Source organism: Haemophilus sp. oral taxon 036 (genome assembly GCF_002998595.1).
Classification (GTDB): domain Bacteria; phylum Pseudomonadota; class Gammaproteobacteria; order Enterobacterales; family Pasteurellaceae; genus Haemophilus; species Haemophilus haemolyticus_K.
Map to the genome: position 1 here is coordinate 510,855 of NZ_CP027235.1, position 19,705 is coordinate 530,559.

The 19,705-nt window shown below is 40.7% G+C and carries 13 protein-coding genes, 9 tRNA genes and 2 rRNA genes; 13 read left to right on the top strand and 11 right to left on the bottom strand.

Annotated elements, in window-relative coordinates:
* Window positions 1–34: 34 nt before the first annotated feature.
* The 8 genes from C3V42_RS02455 to C3V42_RS02490 form a co-directional block, all read right to left on the bottom strand.
* A 23S ribosomal RNA gene (locus C3V42_RS02455) occupies window positions 35–2,931 on the bottom strand.
* Between the two features lie 269 nt (window positions 2,932–3,200).
* Window positions 3,201–3,276, bottom strand: a tRNA-Glu gene (locus tag C3V42_RS02460).
* Between the two features lie 117 nt (window positions 3,277–3,393).
* Window positions 3,394–4,933, bottom strand: a 16S ribosomal RNA gene (locus C3V42_RS02465).
* The 16S and 23S rRNA genes sit together here with 4 tRNA genes alongside, the layout of an rRNA operon.
* A gap of 176 nt (window positions 4,934–5,109) precedes the next feature.
* Window positions 5,110–5,186 (bottom strand) — tRNA-Pro (locus C3V42_RS02470).
* 21 nt (window positions 5,187–5,207) lie between these two features.
* Window positions 5,208–5,283, bottom strand: a tRNA-His gene (locus tag C3V42_RS02475).
* A 26-nt stretch (window positions 5,284–5,309) separates the two neighbouring features.
* Window positions 5,310–5,386 (bottom strand) — tRNA-Arg (locus tag C3V42_RS02480).
* Window positions 5,387–5,534: 148 nt separating this feature from the next.
* Window positions 5,535–7,670: a bifunctional 23S rRNA (guanine(2069)-N(7))-methyltransferase RlmK/23S rRNA (guanine(2445)-N(2))-methyltransferase RlmL gene (gene rlmKL, locus C3V42_RS02485; protein ID WP_106013530.1), complete on the bottom strand. Its 2,136-nt coding sequence runs from the start codon at window positions 7,668–7,670 to the stop codon at window positions 5,535–5,537.
* Window positions 7,671–7,800: 130 nt separating this feature from the next.
* Window positions 7,801–7,877: transfer RNA gene (locus tag C3V42_RS02490), tRNA-Met, on the bottom strand.
* A gap of 185 nt (window positions 7,878–8,062) precedes the next feature.
* Between C3V42_RS02490 and mltA the strand changes: the two genes are divergently transcribed.
* The 3 genes from mltA (at window position 8,063) to znuA (ending at window position 11,157) form a co-directional block, all read left to right on the top strand.
* Window positions 8,063–9,175 carry a murein transglycosylase A gene (gene mltA, locus C3V42_RS02495; RefSeq protein WP_106013531.1) on the top strand — a complete coding sequence of 371 codons (1,113 nt, stop codon included), beginning with the start codon at window positions 8,063–8,065 and terminating at the stop codon, window positions 9,173–9,175.
* Entirely contained in the window at window positions 9,175–9,945 is a 771-nt protein-coding gene (tcdA, locus tag C3V42_RS02500) for a tRNA cyclic N6-threonylcarbamoyladenosine(37) synthase TcdA (RefSeq protein WP_164994212.1), read from the top strand. Before mltA ends, tcdA begins: the two co-directional genes overlap by 1 nt.
* Before the next feature lie 177 nt (window positions 9,946–10,122).
* On the top strand, window positions 10,123–11,157 hold the full coding sequence (znuA, locus tag C3V42_RS02505; RefSeq protein ID WP_106013533.1) for a zinc ABC transporter substrate-binding protein ZnuA: 1,035 nt from the start codon (window positions 10,123–10,125) through the stop codon (window positions 11,155–11,157).
* A gap of 49 nt (window positions 11,158–11,206) precedes the next feature.
* On the opposite strand, the gene C3V42_RS02510 is transcribed toward znuA, so the two are convergent.
* Window positions 11,207–11,713: a DUF2301 domain-containing membrane protein gene (locus tag C3V42_RS02510; RefSeq protein ID WP_106013534.1), complete on the bottom strand. Its 507-nt coding sequence runs from the start codon at window positions 11,711–11,713 to the stop codon at window positions 11,207–11,209.
* A 101-nt stretch (window positions 11,714–11,814) separates the two neighbouring features.
* Window positions 11,815–13,176: a UDP-N-acetylmuramate:L-alanyl-gamma-D-glutamyl-meso-diaminopimelate ligase gene (mpl, locus tag C3V42_RS02515; protein ID WP_106013535.1), complete on the bottom strand. Its 1,362-nt coding sequence runs from the start codon at window positions 13,174–13,176 to the stop codon at window positions 11,815–11,817.
* 163 nt (window positions 13,177–13,339) lie between these two features.
* Here mpl and C3V42_RS02520 point away from each other — a divergent pair, with 163 nt between their 5' ends.
* Window positions 13,340–13,891, top strand: a complete 552-nt coding sequence (locus C3V42_RS02520; protein WP_106013536.1) for a hypothetical protein — start codon at window positions 13,340–13,342, stop codon at window positions 13,889–13,891.
* Between the two features lie 49 nt (window positions 13,892–13,940).
* Here the strand turns inward: C3V42_RS02520 and metC are convergent, their stop codons facing one another.
* The gene (metC, locus tag C3V42_RS02525; protein ID WP_106013537.1) at window positions 13,941–15,128 is read right to left on the bottom strand and encodes a cystathionine beta-lyase; all 1,188 of its coding nucleotides are present in this window, start codon (window positions 15,126–15,128) and stop codon (window positions 13,941–13,943) included.
* A gap of 136 nt (window positions 15,129–15,264) precedes the next feature.
* Here metC and C3V42_RS02530 point away from each other — a divergent pair, with 136 nt between their 5' ends.
* From C3V42_RS02530 to C3V42_RS02570, 9 genes are all read left to right on the top strand, one after another.
* A complete protein-coding gene (locus C3V42_RS02530; protein WP_106013538.1) occupies window positions 15,265–15,867 on the top strand; it encodes a peroxiredoxin C in 603 nt (200 codons plus the stop codon).
* A 100-nt stretch (window positions 15,868–15,967) separates the two neighbouring features.
* Window positions 15,968–16,525 (top strand): CDP-diacylglycerol--glycerol-3-phosphate 3-phosphatidyltransferase, encoded by a 558-nt coding sequence (pgsA, locus tag C3V42_RS02535; RefSeq protein ID WP_106013539.1) that lies wholly within the window; start codon window positions 15,968–15,970, stop codon window positions 16,523–16,525.
* 154 nt (window positions 16,526–16,679) lie between these two features.
* Window positions 16,680–16,755 (top strand) — tRNA-Gly (locus tag C3V42_RS02540).
* A 4-nt stretch (window positions 16,756–16,759) separates the two neighbouring features.
* Window positions 16,760–16,846 (top strand) — tRNA-Leu (locus C3V42_RS02545).
* A gap of 47 nt (window positions 16,847–16,893) precedes the next feature.
* Window positions 16,894–16,969, top strand: a tRNA-Lys gene (locus C3V42_RS02550).
* Window positions 16,970–16,992: 23 nt separating this feature from the next.
* Window positions 16,993–17,068: transfer RNA gene (locus C3V42_RS02555), tRNA-Lys, on the top strand.
* Window positions 17,069–17,187: 119 nt separating this feature from the next.
* Entirely contained in the window at window positions 17,188–17,907 is a 720-nt protein-coding gene (gene trmJ, locus C3V42_RS02560) for a tRNA (cytosine(32)/uridine(32)-2'-O)-methyltransferase TrmJ (protein WP_106013540.1), read from the top strand.
* Between the two features lie 56 nt (window positions 17,908–17,963).
* Window positions 17,964–18,419 carry a Fe-S cluster assembly transcriptional regulator IscR gene (gene iscR, locus C3V42_RS02565; protein WP_005630093.1) on the top strand — a complete coding sequence of 152 codons (456 nt, stop codon included), beginning with the start codon at window positions 17,964–17,966 and terminating at the stop codon, window positions 18,417–18,419.
* A 71-nt stretch (window positions 18,420–18,490) separates the two neighbouring features.
* Window positions 18,491–19,705, top strand: a complete 1,215-nt coding sequence (locus C3V42_RS02570; RefSeq protein ID WP_106013541.1) for an IscS subfamily cysteine desulfurase — start codon at window positions 18,491–18,493, stop codon at window positions 19,703–19,705.

Here is a 19,705-nt window from a genome sequence, read left to right on the forward strand (position 1 = left end):
TTCACTCTGTTTTCCAAAAACACTTGAGCGTTGTATAGTTAAGCCTCTCGGGCAATTAGTACAGGTTAGCTCAATGACTCACATCACTTACACACCCTGCCTATCTACGTCTTAGTCTTAAACAACCCTTACAGGTTTATAACCTGGGAGAACTCATCTCTTGGCAAGTTTCGTGCTTAGATGCTTTCAGCACTTATCTCTTCCGCACTTAGCTACCCGGCAATGCGTCTGGCGACACAACCGGAACACCAGTGGTGCGTCCACTCCGGTCCTCTCGTACTAGGAGCAGCCCCAACCAATTCTCCAACGCCCACGGCAGATAGGGACCGAACTGTCTCACGACGTTCTAAACCCAGCTCGCGTACCACTTTAAATGGCGAACAGCCATACCCTTGGGACCTACTTCAGCCCCAGGATGTGATGAGCCGACATCGAGGTGCCAAACACCGCCGTCGATATGAACTCTTGGGCGGTATCAGCCTGTTATCCCCGGAGTACCTTTTATCCGTTGAGCGATGGCCCTTCCATTCAGAACCACCGGATCACTATGACCTACTTTCGTACCTGCTCGACTTGTCTGTCTCGCAGTTAAGCTTGCTTATACCATTGCACTAACCTCACGATGTCCGACCGTGATTAGCAAACCTTCGTGCTCCTCCGTTACTCTTTGGGAGGAGACCGCCCCAGTCAAACTACCCACCAGACACTGTCCGAGACCGCGTTCCGCAATCTTCGTTAGAACATCAAACGTTAAAGGGTGGTATTTCAAGGTCGACTCCAACAATACTGGCGTATCATCTTCATAGTCTCCCACCTATCCTACACATCAAAATTCAATGTTCAGTGTCAAGCTATAGTAAAGGTTCACGGGGTCTTTCCGTCTAGCCGCGGGTACACCGCATCTTCACGGCGATTTCAATTTCACTGAGTCTCGGGTGGAGACAGCCTGGCCATCATTATGCCATTCGTGCAGGTCGGAACTTACCCGACAAGGAATTTCGCTACCTTAGGACCGTTATAGTTACGGCCGCCGTTTACTGGGGCTTCGATCAGGAGCTTCTCTTTCGATTACACCATCAATTAACCTTCCAGCACCGGGCAGGCATCACACCCTATACGTCCACTTTCGTGTTTGCAGAGTGCTGTGTTTTTAATAAACAGTTGCAGCCAGCTGGTATCTTCGACCGGTTCAACCTTCAGGGGCTAGCCCTTACAATCTACGCCGGCGCACCTTCTCCCGAAGTTACGGTGCTATTTTGCCTAGTTCCTTCACCCGAGTTCTCTCAAGCGCCTGAGTATTCTCTACCTGACCACCTGTGTCGGTTTTCAGTACGGTTTAGTAAAGCCTTTCGCTTAGTGGCTTTTCCTGGAAGTGTGGTATCAGTTACTTCAGCTCCTTAGAGCCTCGTCATCATCTCTCAGTGTTAAGGAAGTCCGGATTTGCCTAAACTTCCCACCTACCAACTTAAACGCACATATCCAACAGTGCGATAACCTAACCTACTCCGTCCCCACATCGCAGCTTTACCAAGTACAGGAATATTAACCTGTTTCCCATCGACTACGCTCTTCAGCCTCGCCTTAGGGGCCGACTCACCCTGCCCCGATTAACGTTGGACAGGAACCCTTGGTCTTCCGGCGAACGGGTTTTTCACCCGTTTTATCGTTACTTATGTCAGCATTCGCACTTGTGATACGTCCAGCATGCTTCTCAACACACCTTCTTCCGCTTACACAACGCTCCCCTACCCAACAGACTTACGTCTGATGCCGCAGCTTCGGTGCTATATTTCAGCCCCGTTACATCTTCCGCGCAGGCCGACTCGACTAGTGAGCTATTACGCTTTCTTTAAATGATGGCTGCTTCTAAGCCAACATCCTAGCTGTCTAAGCCTTCCCACTTCGTTTCCCACTTAATATAGACTTTGGGACCTTAGCTGGCGGTCTGGGTTGTTTCCCTCTCCACGACGGACGTTAGCACCCGCCGTGTGTCTCCTGAGTATCACTCTTTGGTATTCGTAGTTTGCATCGGGTTGGTAATCCGGGATGGACCCCTAGCCGAAACAGTGCTCTACCCCCAAAGGTGTCCGCTCAAGGCTCTACCTAAATAGATTTCGGGGAGAACCAGCTATCTCCCGGTTTGATTGGCCTTTCACCCCCAGCCACAAGTCATCCGCTAATTTTTCAACATTAGTCGGTTCGGTCCTCCAGTTAGTGTTACCCAACCTTCAACCTGCCCATGGCTAGATCACCGGGTTTCGGGTCTATACCTTGCAACTAGTCGCCCAGTTAAGACTCGGTTTCCCTTCGGCTCCCCTATTCGGTTAACCTCGCTACAAAATATAAGTCGCTGACCCATTATACAAAAGGTACGCAGTCACCCTTGCGGGCTCCCACTGCTTGTACGTACAAGGTTTCAGGTTCTATTTCACTCCCCTCACCGGGGTTCTTTTCGCCTTTCCTTCACAGTACTGGTTCACTATCGGTCAATCAGGAGTATTTAGCCTTGGAGGATGGTCCCCCCATCTTCAAACAGGATATCACGTGTCCCGCCCTACTTCTCGTTAACTTAGTACCACAGCCTGGATGTCGAGTACGGGGCTATCACCCTGTGTCGCTAAGCTTCCCAGCTTATTCCTCTATCTCTGCTGTTATCATTAACAGGCTCTTTCGCTTTCGCTCGCCGCTACTGACGAAATCTCGGTTGATTTCTTTTCCTCGGGGTACTTAGATGTTTCAGTTCTCCCGGTTTGCCTCAACAAGCTATGTATTCACTTGTTGATAGTGGATTCTTCACCCACTGGGTTTCCCCATTCGGATATCTTGGATTAAACGCCTCTTATCGACTCATCCAAGCTTTTCGCAGATTAGCACGTCCTTCTTCGCCTCTGATTGCCAAGGCATCCACCTTGTACGCTTAGTCACTTAACTATACAACCTCAAATGTTTTCAATCACTTTAAGTTTTCACTTCAAAGTGAGGTCAATTTGATGCGTATTTTCATTCAACTAAACACTTGATTGCTTTTGTTCAATCAAGATTTATCACAAAACAGGTTTGCTTTCAGAGTTTCCTTCTCAGTTCCCTCTTTTCACTTTCCTATCTTGCCTACTCAGACTTTCTCTCGAAAATCTCTTGTTTTCAGCTTGTTTCCAATTTTTTAAAGAACACTAAGATAATCTAACAAAGTTATCTTTAATTGGCGTCCCCACGGGGATTCGAACCCCGGTTACCGCCGTGAAAGGGCGATGTCCTAGGCCTCTAGACGATGGGGACATCAATTAAAGATACTCTATCTTCTTTTTATCTTTCAACGTTGCTTTCGCTTCGTTTTCAATCTTGTCTACAACTATCAGTCAATCTGTGTGAGCACTCGCTGTCTCTCGTCTTTGGTAAGGAGGTGATCCAACCGCAGGTTCCCCTACGGTTACCTTGTTACGACTTCACCCCAGTCATGAATCATACCGTGGTAAACGCCCTCCAAAAGGTTAAGCTATCTACTTCTGGTACAACCCACTCCCATGGTGTGACGGGCGGTGTGTACAAGGCCCGGGAACGTATTCACCGCGACATTCTGATTCGCGATTACTAGCGATTCCGACTTCATGGAGTCGAGTTGCAGACTCCAATCCGGACTTAGACGTACTTTCTGAGATTCGCTCCACCTCGCGGCATCGCCGCCCTCTGTATACGCCATTGTAGCACGTGTGTAGCCCTACTCGTAAGGGCCATGATGACTTGACGTCATCCCCACCTTCCTCCAGTTTATCACTGGCAGTCTCCTTTGAGTTCCCGACCGAATCGCTGGCAACAAAGGATAAGGGTTGCGCTCGTTGCGGGACTTAACCCAACATTTCACAACACGAGCTGACGACAGCCATGCAGCACCTGTCTCATGGTTCCCGAAGGCACTCCCGTATCTCTACAGGATTCCATGGATGTCAAGAGTAGGTAAGGTTCTTCGCGTTGCATCGAATTAAACCACATGCTCCACCGCTTGTGCGGGCCCCCGTCAATTCATTTGAGTTTTAACCTTGCGGCCGTACTCCCCAGGCGGTCGATTTATCACGTTAGCTACGGGCACCAAGCTTTAAGCCCAATCCCCAAATCGACAGCGTTTACAGCGTGGACTACCAGGGTATCTAATCCTGTTTGCTCCCCACGCTTTCGCACATGAGCGTCAGTACATTCCCAAGGGGCTGCCTTCGCCTTCGGTATTCCTCCACATCTCTACGCATTTCACCGCTACACGTGGAATTCTACCCCTCCCTAAAGTACTCTAGTTACCCAGTCTGAAATGCAATTCCCAGGTTAAGCCCGGGGCTTTCACACCTCACTTAAATAACCGCCTGCGTGCCCTTTACGCCCAGTTATTCCGATTAACGCTCGCACCCTCCGTATTACCGCGGCTGCTGGCACGGAGTTAGCCGGTGCTTCTTCTGTATTTAACGTCAATAATGTATGCTATTAACATACACTCCTTCCTCAATACCGAAAGAACTTTACAACCCGAAGGCCTTCTTCATTCACGCGGCATGGCTGCGTCAGGGTTGCCCCCATTGCGCAATATTCCCCACTGCTGCCTCCCGTAGGAGTCTGGACCGTGTCTCAGTTCCAGTGTGGCTGGTCATCCTCTCAGACCAGCTAGAGATCGCAGGCTTGGTAGGCCTTTACCCCACCAACTACCTAATCCCACTTGGGCTCATCTCATGGCATGCGGCCTTGCGGTCCCGCACTTTCATCTTCCGATTCTACGCGGTATTAGCTACAGTTTCCCGTAGTTATCCCCCTCCATAAGCCAGATTCCCAAGCATTACTCACCCGTCCGCCACTCGTCAGCAAGAAAGCAAGCTTTCTCCTGCTACCGTTCGACTTGCATGTGTTAAGCCTGCCGCCAGCGTTCAATCTGAGCCATGATCAAACTCTTCAATTCAAGTTCAATCGCTCAATAAACTGCTTAGCTATAAATAAAACACTACTTAAAAAGTAATTATGAATTTTTCAGTTAAGCACCTATTAAGACTTCAAAATTAAAAATATTTTAAAAACAAGTCAATCAACAAGTGCCCACACAGATTGTCTGATATATTGTTAAAGAGCAAAATAAAGTGGTCGGCGAGATAGGATTCGAACCTACGACCCACTGGTCCCAAACCAGTTGCGCTACCAAGCTGCGCTACTCGCCGTCAGATCTTATAAAGATAAGATGGGGTGGCTAATGGGATTCGAACCCACGACAACTGGAATCACAATCCAGGGCTCTACCAACTGAGCTATAGCCACCATTAAAAGTTGTTATTGCACTGACCTGGCGCGCTCGACAAGATTCGAACTTGCGACCTTTGGCTCCGGAGGCCAACGCTCTATCCAACTGAGCTACGAACGCGTTATTGCGTCGTTGCGGGGGCGTATATTAATGATTTAATAAAACCTTGTCTAGCACTTTTTGAAAAAAAATGTTTGAGCGATAGTTTTTTATTCAGTTTGTTTAAAATTCACTATTTTTTCGACTATTTTTACAACTTGGCAAATCATTATATATGTTGAATCATCCAACAATTATGAATTTGTTTATTACGTTCAAAATCTAGCGGTAACGTTTTATGCGAAATTTCTACCGCACTTAAACCTAATTCTTCCAACGCAACTAAATTCATTTTGAATCCACGTTTATTATTCGAGAAAACAATTGTGCCATTATTCGACAAAACTCGTTTTAGGTTGCTCATTAATTTCACATGATCTCGTTGAACATCCCAACTCTCTTCCATACGTTTAGAATTCGAAAACGTCGGTGGATCTACAAATATCAAATCAAATTGACGATCACATTTTTCTAACCATTGAAGGCAATCTGCTTGAATTAATTTATGTTGTTTACCTTCAATATCATTCAAAATAAGATTTTGCTCCGCCCAATTAAGATAAGTATTGGACATGTCAACGGTAGTTGTCGATTTAGCACCACCAAGTGCTGCATGAACAGTTGCTGAGCCGGTATAAGCAAATAAGTTTAAGAAATCTTTACCTTTTGCCAAGTCACCAATCATTTTTCTTGTTAAACGGTGATCTAAGAATAATCCAGTGTCTAAATAATCCGTCAAATTTACCCAAAGTTGTATTCCATATTCATTCACATAAAAGTATTCACCTTTATTGGCTAACTTCTCATATTGATTGGCACCTTTTTGTTTCTGACGAACTTTGAGGATCAACTTATTCGTTTCTACACCTGTAACGTACAAAGTTGCAGTAACCGCATCTAATAAACGTTGACGCGCTTTATTTTCATCAATATTTTTCGGTGCTGCATATTCTTGCACAACAATGTAATCTGCATAACGATCGACGGCTAAATTATATTCAGGCAAATCAGCATCATATAAACGATAAGCATCTAATCCTTGTTGCTTTGCCCATTTACTAATTTTCTTAATATTTTTTTGTAATCGATTAGCAAAATCGGTTGCCACCTCCGAAGTGCGGTTAAATTCTAGTTCATTTTCAGCTGTAATTTCGTCAGATTTTCGTTCTGAAACTTGATAATTCTTCTGCACACAATCTAGTGGGCCATTTTTTGCTTTAAACTGTCGGCTGGCACGCATTCTCAAACAATCAAGCAACGTGGATTCGCTACTAAAAACAGAAACATTCCAACCACAAAATTCTTTTTTAAGTCTTTGCCCAAATACAGAATATAGCGCGATTAAAGCTGGTGTTGTTCCTAAACGTTCCCCATAAGGTGGATTACAGATAACCGTACCGATTTCATTTAAACGAGGATTTTTCAACGCTGCAACATCACATTGTTGCCATTTAATTAAATGTGAAACGCCTGCATTTTGTGCATTCTTCTGCGCCTTTTTTAATACGCGGTGATCGAGGTCAAATCCATAAAAGTGCGGTTGAATTTCACTTTGTTTTTCTTCTGCTAATTCAATCGCTTCATTTTTTACTTTTTCCCAAGCAGCTTGATTATGCGCTTTCCAAAAATCAAATCCCCAATGTAAACGATAAAATTGCGGCGCAATTTTGGCTTCTATTTGCGCTGCTTCAATTAAAAGAGTACCTGAACCACACATTGGATCTACTAATGGAGAACCCGCTTGCCAACCTGAACGCATAACAATTGCCGCCGCTAGAGTTTCACGTAAAGGCGCTTGACCAGTATCTTCACGATAGCCTCGTAAATGCAATGCTTCCCCACTTAAATCTAAAGAAATCACTAAATTTTCACGATTCAAATAAGCATGGATACGTACGTCCGGCTGAATTTTATCTACACCAGGGCGAGTTTTACCCTGACGTTCAAAGTAATCGACAATTCCATCTTTAACGCGCATCGCACCAAATTGAGTATGACGAATTTCTTGGTTGGTTCCATTAAAATCTACAAAGAATGTAACTCGTTCATCAAATTGCGCTAACCAATTAAAGCCCGAAACAGCCGCATAAAGATCCAAATCACTGTAAATCTTGGTTTCAATCAAAGGAAATAAAATGCGTGAAGCAAGGCGTGACCAAAGCAAAGTACGGTATAAAGTTTCGTCATCAGCTTGATAATGAACGCCACCTTGAACCACTTTTGCCTCTTGTGCGCCAAGTTCAGTGAGTTCAACTTTTAATAATTCTTCAAAGCCACGAGAAGTCGTTGCAAATAATTGTTTCATTTAGGTACCGGTTTTGAAAATTTTGAGGGATTATAGCATAGAAAAAGATGATCTAATTGAGATCATCATAGCGAGTTAAACTGTAAAAAGAAAAGCCCTGATTTTCTTAAATCAGGGCTTTAGAATTTGTTGGTTGCGGGGGCCGGATTTGAACCGACGGCCTTCGGGTTATGAGCCCGACGAGCTACCAAGCTGCTCCACCCCGCGTCTGATGTGGTGCACTATACGCTATTAATATTTTTTTGCAAGAATTAAACAAAAGTTTATGTTTCATTTGTTAATAAAATGTTCAATGTGAGTTTTTATTAATCAGCTTGACTAAATAACACTGGTTGTTTTGAAGGATTTTTGATAGCGTATGCAGCCTTATTTAAGCTTATTTAGGATTAAAAATGTCAGTTCGAAAATTTTTCTCATTAAAAACATTTTCTATTGCAGTGACAACCGCACTTTTAGTTGCCTGTGGCTCTTCTAATACCACAAAAACTCAAATTCCCACCACCTCAAATGGCAGCGATCCTCAACAATTTGGTGCGAAATATTCCGGTCGTAATTATCAACAAGCTGTGTTTATGCCAGTTTCTCAAGTTGAAAACCAAAGTGCGGTCATTAATCAGGGCGATTTTTTAACTCAACTTTCAAATGTACAAAGTTATTCAAGCAAACTATCTGATCGTTTCTATGGTAACTATGAAAAAATTACGAATTGGGTACTTTCTGGCGCCAATGTAAGTGAGCTTTCTAAATTTGGTATTAACCCGCAAATTATGCGTGGGTTCGATGGATATCAAAATGTTTTGATGACAGGCTACTACTCTCCTGTCCTTCATGCACGTCGTTCACCGCAAGGTCAATTCCAAAATCCAATTTATCGTATGCCAGTAAATAAACGTTTTAGCCGTGCGCAAATCTATGCCGGTGCATTAGCGGGTCAAGGATTAGAATTAGCATATAGTGATTCCATGTTAGAGAACTTTTTACTTGGGGTACAAGGCAGCGGTTACGTAGATTTTGGTGATGGCAATCTTAATTACTTCGCTTATGCAGGTCAAAATGGCTTTCCCTACACAGCTGTTGGCCGTTTATTGGTTGAAGATGGTGAAGTACCAAAAGAGAAAATGTCTATTCAAGCAATTCGTGAATGGGGCAATCGTAATCCTTCTCGCGTACAAAGTTTGTTAGAACGTAATTCTTCTTATGTATTCTTTAAAAATGATCCGAGTGGCAAAGTAAAAGGTTCTGCTGGTGTACCGCTTGTACCAATGGCTTCTGTGGCATCAGATCGTAGCGTTGTACCATCTGGTACTGTTCTTTTAGTCGAAGTACCTGACATTGATAATAACGGAAACTGGCTTGGCACACACAAATTGCATTTAATGGTTGCACTTGATGTGGGCGGTGCGGTGAAAGGCCACCACTTTGACTTATATCGTGGCATTGGTGATCAAGCGGGTCATATTGCAGGATTATCAAAACACTATGGCCGAGTATGGGTGTTGCAATAATGGCTCCAGTGGACAATTATGAACAGCGATTTGGCGGTATTGGTCGACTTTATACAGCTGATGGACTCGCGCGCTTACGCAAAGCCCATATTTGTGTAATAGGCATTGGAGGCGTGGGTTCTTGGGTCGTAGAAGCCTTAGCACGTTCGGGAATTGGTGAACTCACATTAATTGATATGGATGATATTTGCGTCACGAATATCAATCGCCAACTTCCTGCGATGAGCGGCACAATCGGCAAACTAAAAACTGAAGTGATGTCAGAGCGAGTAAAATTAATTAACCCAGAATGTACCGTCAATATTATTGATGATTTTATCTCGCCAGAAAATCAATCAGATTACCTCAACCGAGGCTATGACTATGTCATTGATGCCATTGACAATGTGAGAACTAAAGCGTCGCTGATTGCTTATTGTAAACGCAACAAAATTAATGTGATTACTATTGGTGGTGCTGGCGGTCAAACTGATCCAACCCAAATTCAAATTGCCGATCTTAGTAAAACCATTCAAGATCCACTCCTAGCCAAAGTGCGGTCGGATTTGCGCAAGGATTACAATTTTAGCCAAAATCCAAAACGCAAATTTAGTATCGATGCGGTATTTTCAACACAACCTCTAATATTCCCACAAATGACTGAAGGTTGTGCAATTTCTGCCACAATGAATTGCGCAAACGGATTTGGCGCAGCCACGATGATTACGGCAACCTTTGGTTTTTTTGCTGTTTCTCGTGTAATAGATAAATTACTAAAGAAAAAATCTTAATCTCCTCTTGAAAATGCACATTGACCATAAATGTGCATTTTTTATCGAATGAAACCTATTTACTTTGAAAATGAAAAATTTTCCCTCAGATTCTCTATAAAATCGTTGCAATTTATATAAAAAGGCGTAGTCTTTTTCCCTTTGAGAATTATTACTAACAAGTAAGGAAACAGAAATATGAAAAAACTTTTAAAAATTAGCGCCGTTTCTGCCGCACTTTTAAGTGCGCCAATGATGGCGAATGCCGATGTATTGGCATCAGTAAAACCTTTAGGTTTTATTGTTTCATCTATTGCAGATGGCGTAACTGGCACACAAGTCCTTGTTCCTGCAGGCGCCTCTCCGCATGACTACAATTTGAAATTATCTGATATTCAAAAAGTAAAATCTGCAGATTTAGTTGTATGGATTGGTGAGGATGTTGATTCATTTTTAGACAAACCAATTAGCCAAATTGAACGTAAAAAAGTGATTACCATTGCAGATCTTGCTGATGTAGAACCTTTATTAAGTCAAGCTCACCACGAGCATTTCCATGAAGATGGCGATCACGATCATAAACATAAACATAAACATGAACATGAGCACAAACACGAACATAAACACGATCACGAACATGAACACGACCATGATCATAAGCACGAGCATGAACACCACGACCATGATCACGATCACCATGATCATGACGAAGGTTTAACAACAAACTGGCACGTTTGGTATTCTCCAGCGATCAGCAAAATTGTTGCACAAAAAGTAGCGGATAAATTAACTGCACAATTCCCAGATAAAAAAGATTTAATTGCACAAAATCTTTCAGATTTTAACCGCACTTTGGCAGAACAAGGTGAAAAAATCACAGCACAACTTGCGAATGTTAAAGATAAAGGTTTCTACGTTTTCCACGATGCTTATGGTTATTTCAACGATGCTTATGGTTTAAAACAAACCGGTTACTTCACCATCAATCCATTAGTTGCACCAGGTGCAAAAACTTTAGCGCACATTAAAGAAGAAATCGCAGAACATAAAGTAAATTGCTTATTCGCAGAACCACAATTTACGCCAAAAGTGATTGAATCTTTAGCTCAAAATACTAAAGTCAATGTAGGACAACTCGACCCAATTGGCGATAAAGTCACTTTAGGCAAAAATTCTTATGCAACATTCTTACAATCTACTGCAGATAGTTATATGGAATGCTTAGCTAAATAAACCATTCTAAAAACAATGACCGCACATAAAAGTGCGGTCATTTTCTTTTCTAAATTTGATATTTTGTTTTATCTCCAATATCAAAATGCAAAGGCATTCGCCATTTTTGTATCGCTAAAACTAAAAGTAATACACCAGAAATAATAGAAAAAATGCGTAATGCGATAAGATTATTTAACACCCATGAAAACCACAAGCAAGCCACAAATATCGGCTGTAAATTTAAAAAAGGTACGCGGAAACAAAAATATTCTTTAAAACACAAACCACCTAAAGTAAGTAACGTACCGCCAAGGGCCAAAGCGGGATAATGATTAATATAAAAAAGTAATCCTATCCAAGTAGCAAATTGAAAAAGCAATCGGAAGGATTTGAGATAAATATGTAATGAAGAAGCACAGCAAGTTGCCGCAATTAGTATAAATGTAAGCGGTAAATCTGGATACCAACTCATGGCAAGAATAGCCAACGCCGCTATCACAAAGCCAGAGCGATAAATAATGACGGTCAGATTATCTAAAAAATCCATCGGTGATTTAATATGTGGATCAGCCATTCTACAAAGATTCCTTTTATAAATTACAAATTAAATGTTACGTTAACTCAATAAAAAGTGCGGTCAACTTAAAAACATTTTCTAAATTAACCGCACTTTTATTATTTCTGTTTAAGCTTATCAAGAATTTTTTGATGAATGCCACCAAAACTGCCGTTAGACATCACCAAAATATGATCTGTAGGTTGGGCCTCAGCTACAATCATATCGACTAATCGATCTAAATTTGCATTCCAATAGGCAGGTTGTACACATTGGTTTGCAATATCTGCCACTTCCCAAGGAAGCTGTTCTGGTTGAAGCATAAACACTTCATCAGCTCGACCAAGTGCAGGCGCAATTTCATCTTTATGAACGCCCATTTTCATTGTGTTAGAACGAGGTTCAAGCACTGCAAGAATTCGCACTCCGCCCCCTACTTTATCTCGTAAAGCGGTTAGCGTAGCGAGAATAGCTTCTGGATGATGAGCAAAATCATCATAAACGGTGATGCCATTAACTTCGCCTTTTACTTCTAAACGACGTTTAGCATTTACAAAAGATCCCAATGCTTTACATGCTTCTTCAATAGACACACCCGCATGATGAGCAGCCGCTATTGCCATTAAAGCATTATGCATATTATGTTGTCCGACTACATTCCATTTTACTTCTGCCACTTTTTCACCATGATGGAAGACCGCAAAATGTGAGGCATCATTTGTTATACGTTCAGCAAACCACTCATTATCTTTGCCTAAAAATTGTTGTTGTGACCAACATCCCAATGCCAGCGTTTCTTTTACACTTTGTTCACTCGCCGAAGTTAATACCAAGCCACTTGCCGGAATAGTTCGAATCATATGATGAAATTGGCGTTGGATCGCTTTGAGATCATCAAAAATATCTGCATGGTCAAAACTAATGTTATTTACGATAAGTGTACGAGGATTGTAATGGACAAATTTCGAACGTTTATCAAAGAAAGCTGTATCATATTCATCAGCCTCAATAACAAAATAAGGGCTGTCTCCTAAACGAGCTGAAATGCCAAAATTACCGGCAATTCCGCCAATTAAAAATCCTGGTTTTAAGCCATTTTGTTCTAAGATCCACGTTAGCATGCCTGTTGTAGTTGTCTTTCCATGCGTACCAGAAACTGCCAATACCCAACGATCGCGCAATAAATGATCATGTAACCATTGAGGACCAGATGTGTATTTCAAATTATTTTCCAACACATATTCTACGCAAGGATTACCGCGTTTCATCGCATTACCAATGATTACCATATCAGGCGCTGGTTGTAATTGTGCGACATCATAATTTGGAATAATCTCGATACCTTGCTCTTCTAAAAAAGTGCTCATTGGAGGGTAAACATTAGTATCGGAACCCGTCACGTGATAGCCCATTTGTTTAGCAATCATCGCCACGCCGCCCATAAACGTCCCACAAATACCTAAGATATGAATATGTTTCATTGTACTTCTCTACTTAACTTATCAAGGAAAATGAAAAGTATAATAAAACAACTTCTATGAACTTTCAAAATAAAAGACTGTCATAAAGGCTCGCATAGGCTATAATTGATCACTTGAAAAACGAGTACAACTCAACTAACAAAATATAATGAAGGAATTTACAATGAAATTTAATAAATCTTTTCTCTTTGCAAGTATCATCGCAGGTTCAATTGCATTAACAGCTTGTAACGATAAAGAAGAAAAAGTAGCAGAAAAACCTGCAGCAACAGAAACTACTCAACCGACTCAACAAGCAGTACAACAACCTCAAGTAAAAACGGATGATTTAGTCACTCAAGCAAATGCAGAGTTTCTAAAAGTTGCGAATGTAAAAGTAACAAATGTTTCTGTAACAGATGATTTAAAATCGTTTTCTATCACTTATGAAATTACAAACTTAAGTGATAAAGCTATTTTAGAAGCGCAATGGTTAACTGTTTATAAAGAAAATAACCAACCATTCTATGTGGCAAATCTTCCAGCATTACAATTTGGAAAAACAATTGCTCCAAAAGCTAGCGAAACAGTAACATTATCAACAACTGAAGAAGCCGTGCTTTCTCAAATTCGTCCGCACTTGCAACAAGGGAAAAATATCCAAGTAGACATTATCGGGACTTCAGTACATTTTGCTGACGGTTCGAAAATTGGCTTAGTGTCAGAGCAAAAATAATCCTATAAAAAAATGCCTGTGTAAAACAGGCATTTTTTTATCCGCACTTTCAGGCAATTCGCTCAAATCCAGCTTTTAAATCTGCAATCAATTCATCTACATCTTCAAAGCCGATATGCACACGAATTAATGAACCAGTAAGGTTACGTTTAATATTTGGACGAATATGTGCAATTTCTTCTGGTTGATTACAAAGAATTAGAGACTCAAATCCTCCCCATGAATAAGCCATAGTGAACAGTCGAAAATGATCCATGAAATGTGAGACTTGTTCCGATGTCAATCGCTTAGTTAGTTCAAAAGAAAATAAGCCACTGCTACCACTAAAGTCTCGTAAAAAGAATTCATGACCAGGGCAACTTGGTAAGGCTGGATGGTACACAGTTTTTACTTCTGGTTGCTCACTCAACCATTTTGCTACTTTAATACTGCTTTCCTGATGTTGTTTTAATCGTACACCCAATGTACGAATACCACGAGCAGTCGTATAAGCAGAATCTGCATCCACCATTTGCCCCATTAAATAGGAATGTTCTCTAAGCTGATCCCAAGTTCGGGCATTAGCAACAGCAGTACCAATCATAATATCAGAATGCCCCACTAAATATTTCGTACCCGCTTGAATAGAAATATCAATGTCATGCTCTAACGCTTTAAATAGAACACCTGCCGACCAAGTATTATCAATCATAATCACAATATTAGGATTCACCTTTCTTGCAACCTTCACAATAGTCGGAATATCTGGAATTTCCATTGTAATAGAACTCGGTGCTTCCAAGAAAAGTACTTTTGTATTAGGTTGAATAAGCGTTGCAATATCAGCACCAATAAGAGGATCGTAATAAGTGGTATCGATCTGCATTTTTTTCAGCACAATATTACAGAAATCTTGGGTTGGCTCGTAAGCTGCGCCACTCATTAACACATGATCGCCAGTTTTTACAAAAGAAAGAATCGAATTAGTTACTGCTGCTGCACCACAAGGATAAAGATAACAACCTGCGCCGCCCTCCATTTCGCACATTAAATCTTGTAAAGCAAAATGTGTTAGCGTCCCTCTTCTGCCATAAAATAATTCGCCTTTTGCTCTATGTTGAGTAGCGTGTTTTTTATCTTCAATACTGTCAAATACTAATGAAGAAGCTCGCTGTAAAACGGGGTTTACAGATCCTTGTGAAAAGCGTTTTTTACGCCCTGCATGGACAAATGTTGTTGAGAGATTGTGTTGTTGCATATTTCCACCTTATTTTAGATAAGATTAATTGCTTTAATAGATAAAATCGAGTATAAAATGTCGGCGTTTCAAATAGAACCGCGCCGCTATTTTGTGTGGCAAAACTTTAACTTAACTTTATATAGGAATTATGACTATGGTATTAGTAACCCGTCAAGCACCAGATTTTACTTCATCTGCTGTATTAGGCAATGGCGAAATCGTTGATAACTTCAACTTTAAAAAACACATTGCTGGAAAAGCTGCAGTAATCTTTTTCTACCCATTAGACTTTACCTTTGTTTGCCCTTCTGAGTTAATCGCATTTGACCACCGTTATGAAGAATTCAAAAAACGTGGCGTAGAAGTAGTTGGTGTTTCTATCGACTCTCAATTCACTCACAATGCATGGCGTAACACCCCAACTGAAAATGGTGGTATCGGCCAAGTTAAATATGCATTAGCAGCAGACGTAAAACACGAAATTGCTCAAGCATACGGTATTGAACATCCTGAAGCAGGCGTTGCATTACGCGCTTCATTCTTAATCGACAAAAATGGTGTCGTTCGTCACCAAGTAGTAAACGATCTTCCATTAGGTCGTAACATCGATGAAATGTTACGTATGGTTGATGCATTACAATTCCACGAAGATCACGGTGAAGTTTGCCCTGCTCAATGGGAAAAAGGTAAAGAAGGGATGCAAGATAACCCTGAAGGCGTTGCAAAATACTTAAAACAAAACGCTGATAAACTTTAATTCGTAATTATTTACAAGAAAGCCACATAATGTGGCTTTTTTTATATTCTTAGATACTTTAGAATAGGTGTATCTCTAACACCAAGAGCGGTTCATTTCTATGAAATTTAATATTCCTATTTTCCTAACGATGTTTCGCGTAATTCTGATTCCGTTTTTCGTGATTGCATTTTATTTACCTATCGAATCCTCCTCTTTTATTACTACATTCATATTCTTTATTGCCGGTGTTACTGATTGGCTTGATGGTTATTTGGCTCGTAAATGGAAACAAACTACAAGATTTGGCGCTTTTTTGGATCCTGTTGCGGATAAAGTAATGGTTGTCGCCGCCTTGGTTCTCATCGTTGAATATCAACACTCTCTGTGGATTACGATTCCTGCGATTATTATGATTTCTCGCGAAATTATTATTTCCGCATTACGTGAATGGATGGCTGAACTCGGAGAGCGTAGTAAAGTTGCTGTCTCTTGGTGGGGAAAATGGAAAACAACCGCACAAATGTTAGCCCTAGGCGGATTATTATGGCGTTACAATAACTATATGGAAATTGCCGCTATAATCTTGCTTTACATCGCAGCCATTTTAACAGTATGGTCAATGATCCAATATTTACAGGCAGCAAAAGGTAGCCTACTAGATGACCTAAAACTCTAATTTTGGATAAAGTGCGATATTTTCTAGCGTACTTTTATTATTTTGTCTTATTTTTAATCAAATAAAGCTTTTTTTTATTTTTTTATTTGACACAAGACTATAAAACCGTAAAATACGCCCCGTTGTCAATCAGCAATGCTGATTAGCGATAAATGCGGGAATAGCTCAGTTGGTAGAGCACGACCTTGCCAAGGTCGGGGTCGCGAGTTCGAGCCTCGTTTCCCGCTCCAATTTGCCCGAGTGGTGGAATCGGTAGACACAAGGGATTTAAAATCCCTCGCCTTTCGAGGCGTGCCAGTTCAAGTCTGGCTTCGGGCACCATTTAAAACCAAATCTGAAGATTTTAAAAATATTTAAAATCAATTTATGGGTCGTTAGCTCAGTCGGTAGAGCAGCGGACTTTTAATCCGTTGGTCGAAGGTTCGAATCCTTCACGACCCACCACTCTCTGATTTAGTTGTCCAGTTGGGTTGTTAGCTCAGTTGGTAGAGCAGCGGACTCTTAATCCGTCGGTCGAGAGTTCGAGCCTCTCACAACCCACCATCCTTATTTTTATTATTATTCATCTCTAATATTTTAAATTTCTTTAATTTGCTTAAATTCTTGACTATTTTTAGCGGTTATTGTGGTAGAATACCCTTAAATTTTAGTCGGGCATCATTATGTTGGAAAATATTCGTATTGTTTTAATTGAGACTTCGCATAGCGGTAATATTGGTTCTGCTGCTAGAGCAATGAAAACAATGGGATTGACCCAGATTTGTCTTGTTTCACCAAAATCTGTTGATGAACAATCTTATGTTCTTTCAGCTGGCGCAGAAGATATAGTAAAAAATGCCAGAGTTGTCGATAGTTTTGATGAAGCTGTCTATGATTGCTCTTTAGTGATTGGAACAAGTGCTCGTTTACGTCATTTGCAAAGTACATTGATCGAGCCTCGAGAATGCGCGGAAAAAGTTGTAGCGCATGAAGGCAAGATAGCTATTGTGTTTGGTCGTGAACGTATTGGATTAACGAATGAAGAATTGTTGAAATGTCATTACCATTTGAATATCCCAGCTAATCCTGATTATTCTTCTTTAAATTTGGCAATGGCGGTACAGTTGGTAAGCTATGAATTGCGTATGGCATTTTTAGCTAAAGATAAGAAGGAAAATTCACTTTCTTTAATAGAACAAAACTATCCAACTGCAGAACAACTTGCTTATTTTTTTGAGCATACTGAGCGTGTATATCAATCACTAGGATTCATTCAAAATCAAGGTGTTATGCATAAATTAAAGCGTTTATATTATCGCGCTCAACTTGAAAAAAATGAATTAAATATTTTAAATGGCATGCTAAGTGCGGTCGAAAAACGAATTGATCTTGATTTAGATTAATTGACTGATTTAGTAGGATATGTAAATATTGCAACATCACTTTTTAGGAACACTTTATGAAACTTACATCAAAAGGTCGTTATGCAGTCACTGCGGTTTTAGATATCGCTTTAAATGCAGAAAAAGGTCCTGTGAGCCTTGCAGATATTTCTGAACGTCAACATATTTCGTTATCTTATTTAGAACAACTTTTTGCTAAATTACGTCGTGATGGATTAGTAAAAAGTGTTCGTGGACCTGGTGGAGGTTATCAGCTAGGTTTACCAAGTGACCAAATTTCAGTGGGAATGATTATTTCAGCGGTAAATGAAAATATTCATGTGACAAAATGTCTTGGTCGTGGAAATTGTCAAAATGGCGTAGAATGTTTAACTCATACATTGTGGGAAGATCTGAGTAATCGCATTGAAAGTTTTCTCAATGAAATTACTTTGGCTGAATTGGTGAGTAAACGTGAATCAAAACGCCAAACTCATAGCGATTTTGAGAATTTATTAATTGTTAATCAATAAAGGAAAGTAGTCCGTACAGTGCAAAATGCATTAAAAGTGCGGTCAAATTTAGAATGATTTAGGAGTGAAAAATGAAATTACCTATTTATTTAGACTATGCAGCAACTTGTCCTGTGGACGAGCGTGTTGCGAAGAAAATGATGGAGTTTTTAACCATTGACGGTACATTCGGTAACCCAGCTTCTCGCTCGCATAAATTTGGTTGGCAAGCAGAAGAAGCGGTTGACGTGGCTCGTAATCAAATTGCGGATCTTATTGGTGCCGATTCTCGTGAAATTGTGTTTACTTCTGGTGCGACAGAATCAGATAACCTTGCAATTAAAGGCGCTGCGCATTTTTATCAAACTAAAGGTAAACATATTATCACTTGCAAAACTGAGCATAAAGCCGTCTTAGATACTTGTCGTCAATTAGAGCGCGAAGGTTTTGAAGTGACTTATTTATCACCCGAGTCTGATGGTTTAATTGATTTAGAAAAATTTAAAGCCGCACTTCGTCCAGATACTATTTTAGTTTCAATTATGCATGCCAATAATGAAATTGGTGTGTTGCAAGATATTAAAGCTATTGGTGAGCTTTGTCGTGCAAATAAAACTATTTTCCATGTGGACGCAACTCAAAGTGTGGGCAAAGTTGCGATTAACTTGGAAGAGTTGCCAGTTGATTTATTATCTATGTCTAGCCATAAACTTTATGGGCCTAAAGGTATTGGTGCGTTATATGTTCGTCGTAAACCACGTATCCGTTTAGAAGCGATTATTCATGGTGGTGGTCATGAGCGCGGAATGCGTTCAGGTACATTACCTGTTCACCAAATCGTGGGAATGGGCGAGGCCTATCGAATTGCAAAAGAAGAAATGGCATCAGAAATGCCACGTTTAAAAGCTCTTCGTGATCGTTTATATAATGGCTTAAAAGGTATTGAAGAAACCTACGTAAATGGCTCAATGGAGCACCGTTTAGATAGCAATTTAAATATTAGCTTTAACTATGTTGAAGGTGAATCTTTAATGATGGCGTTGCGTGATATCGCTGTATCTTCTGGTTCTGCTTGTACATCAGCTAGCCTAGAGCCATCTTATGTATTGCGCGCACTTGGTTTAAATGATGAATTGGCACACAGTTCAATTCGTTTTACACTTGGCCGTTATACTACTGAAGAAGAAATTGATTACACTATTAATTTAGTAAAAGGTGCGGTGGAAAAACTTCGTGCATTATCGCCATTATGGGATATGTTTAAAGAAGGTATCGACCTCAGTACAATTGAGTGGTCAGCTCACTAG

Excerpts from the sequence above, each read along its gene's own strand:
- rlmKL (WP_106013530.1), bottom strand. The coding sequence starts at position 7,670 with ATGAAACAATTATTTGCAACGACTTCTCGTGGCTTTGAAGAATTATTA.
- mltA (WP_106013531.1), top strand. The coding sequence starts at position 8,063 with ATGTCAGTTCGAAAATTTTTCTCATTAAAAACATTTTCTATTGCAGTG.
- tcdA (WP_164994212.1), top strand. The coding sequence starts at position 9,175 with ATGGCTCCAGTGGACAATTATGAACAGCGATTTGGCGGTATTGGTCGA.
- znuA (WP_106013533.1), top strand. The coding sequence starts at position 10,123 with ATGAAAAAACTTTTAAAAATTAGCGCCGTTTCTGCCGCACTTTTAAGT.
- C3V42_RS02510 (WP_106013534.1), bottom strand. The coding sequence starts at position 11,713 with ATGGCTGATCCACATATTAAATCACCGATGGATTTTTTAGATAATCTG.
- mpl (WP_106013535.1), bottom strand. The coding sequence starts at position 13,176 with ATGAAACATATTCATATCTTAGGTATTTGTGGGACGTTTATGGGCGGC.
- C3V42_RS02520 (WP_106013536.1), top strand. The coding sequence starts at position 13,340 with ATGAAATTTAATAAATCTTTTCTCTTTGCAAGTATCATCGCAGGTTCA.
- metC (WP_106013537.1), bottom strand. The coding sequence starts at position 15,128 with ATGCAACAACACAATCTCTCAACAACATTTGTCCATGCAGGGCGTAAA.
- C3V42_RS02530 (WP_106013538.1), top strand. The coding sequence starts at position 15,265 with ATGGTATTAGTAACCCGTCAAGCACCAGATTTTACTTCATCTGCTGTA.
- pgsA (WP_106013539.1), top strand. The coding sequence starts at position 15,968 with ATGAAATTTAATATTCCTATTTTCCTAACGATGTTTCGCGTAATTCTG.
- trmJ (WP_106013540.1), top strand. The coding sequence starts at position 17,188 with ATGTTGGAAAATATTCGTATTGTTTTAATTGAGACTTCGCATAGCGGT.
- iscR (WP_005630093.1), top strand. The coding sequence starts at position 17,964 with ATGAAACTTACATCAAAAGGTCGTTATGCAGTCACTGCGGTTTTAGAT.
- C3V42_RS02570 (WP_106013541.1), top strand. The coding sequence starts at position 18,491 with ATGAAATTACCTATTTATTTAGACTATGCAGCAACTTGTCCTGTGGAC.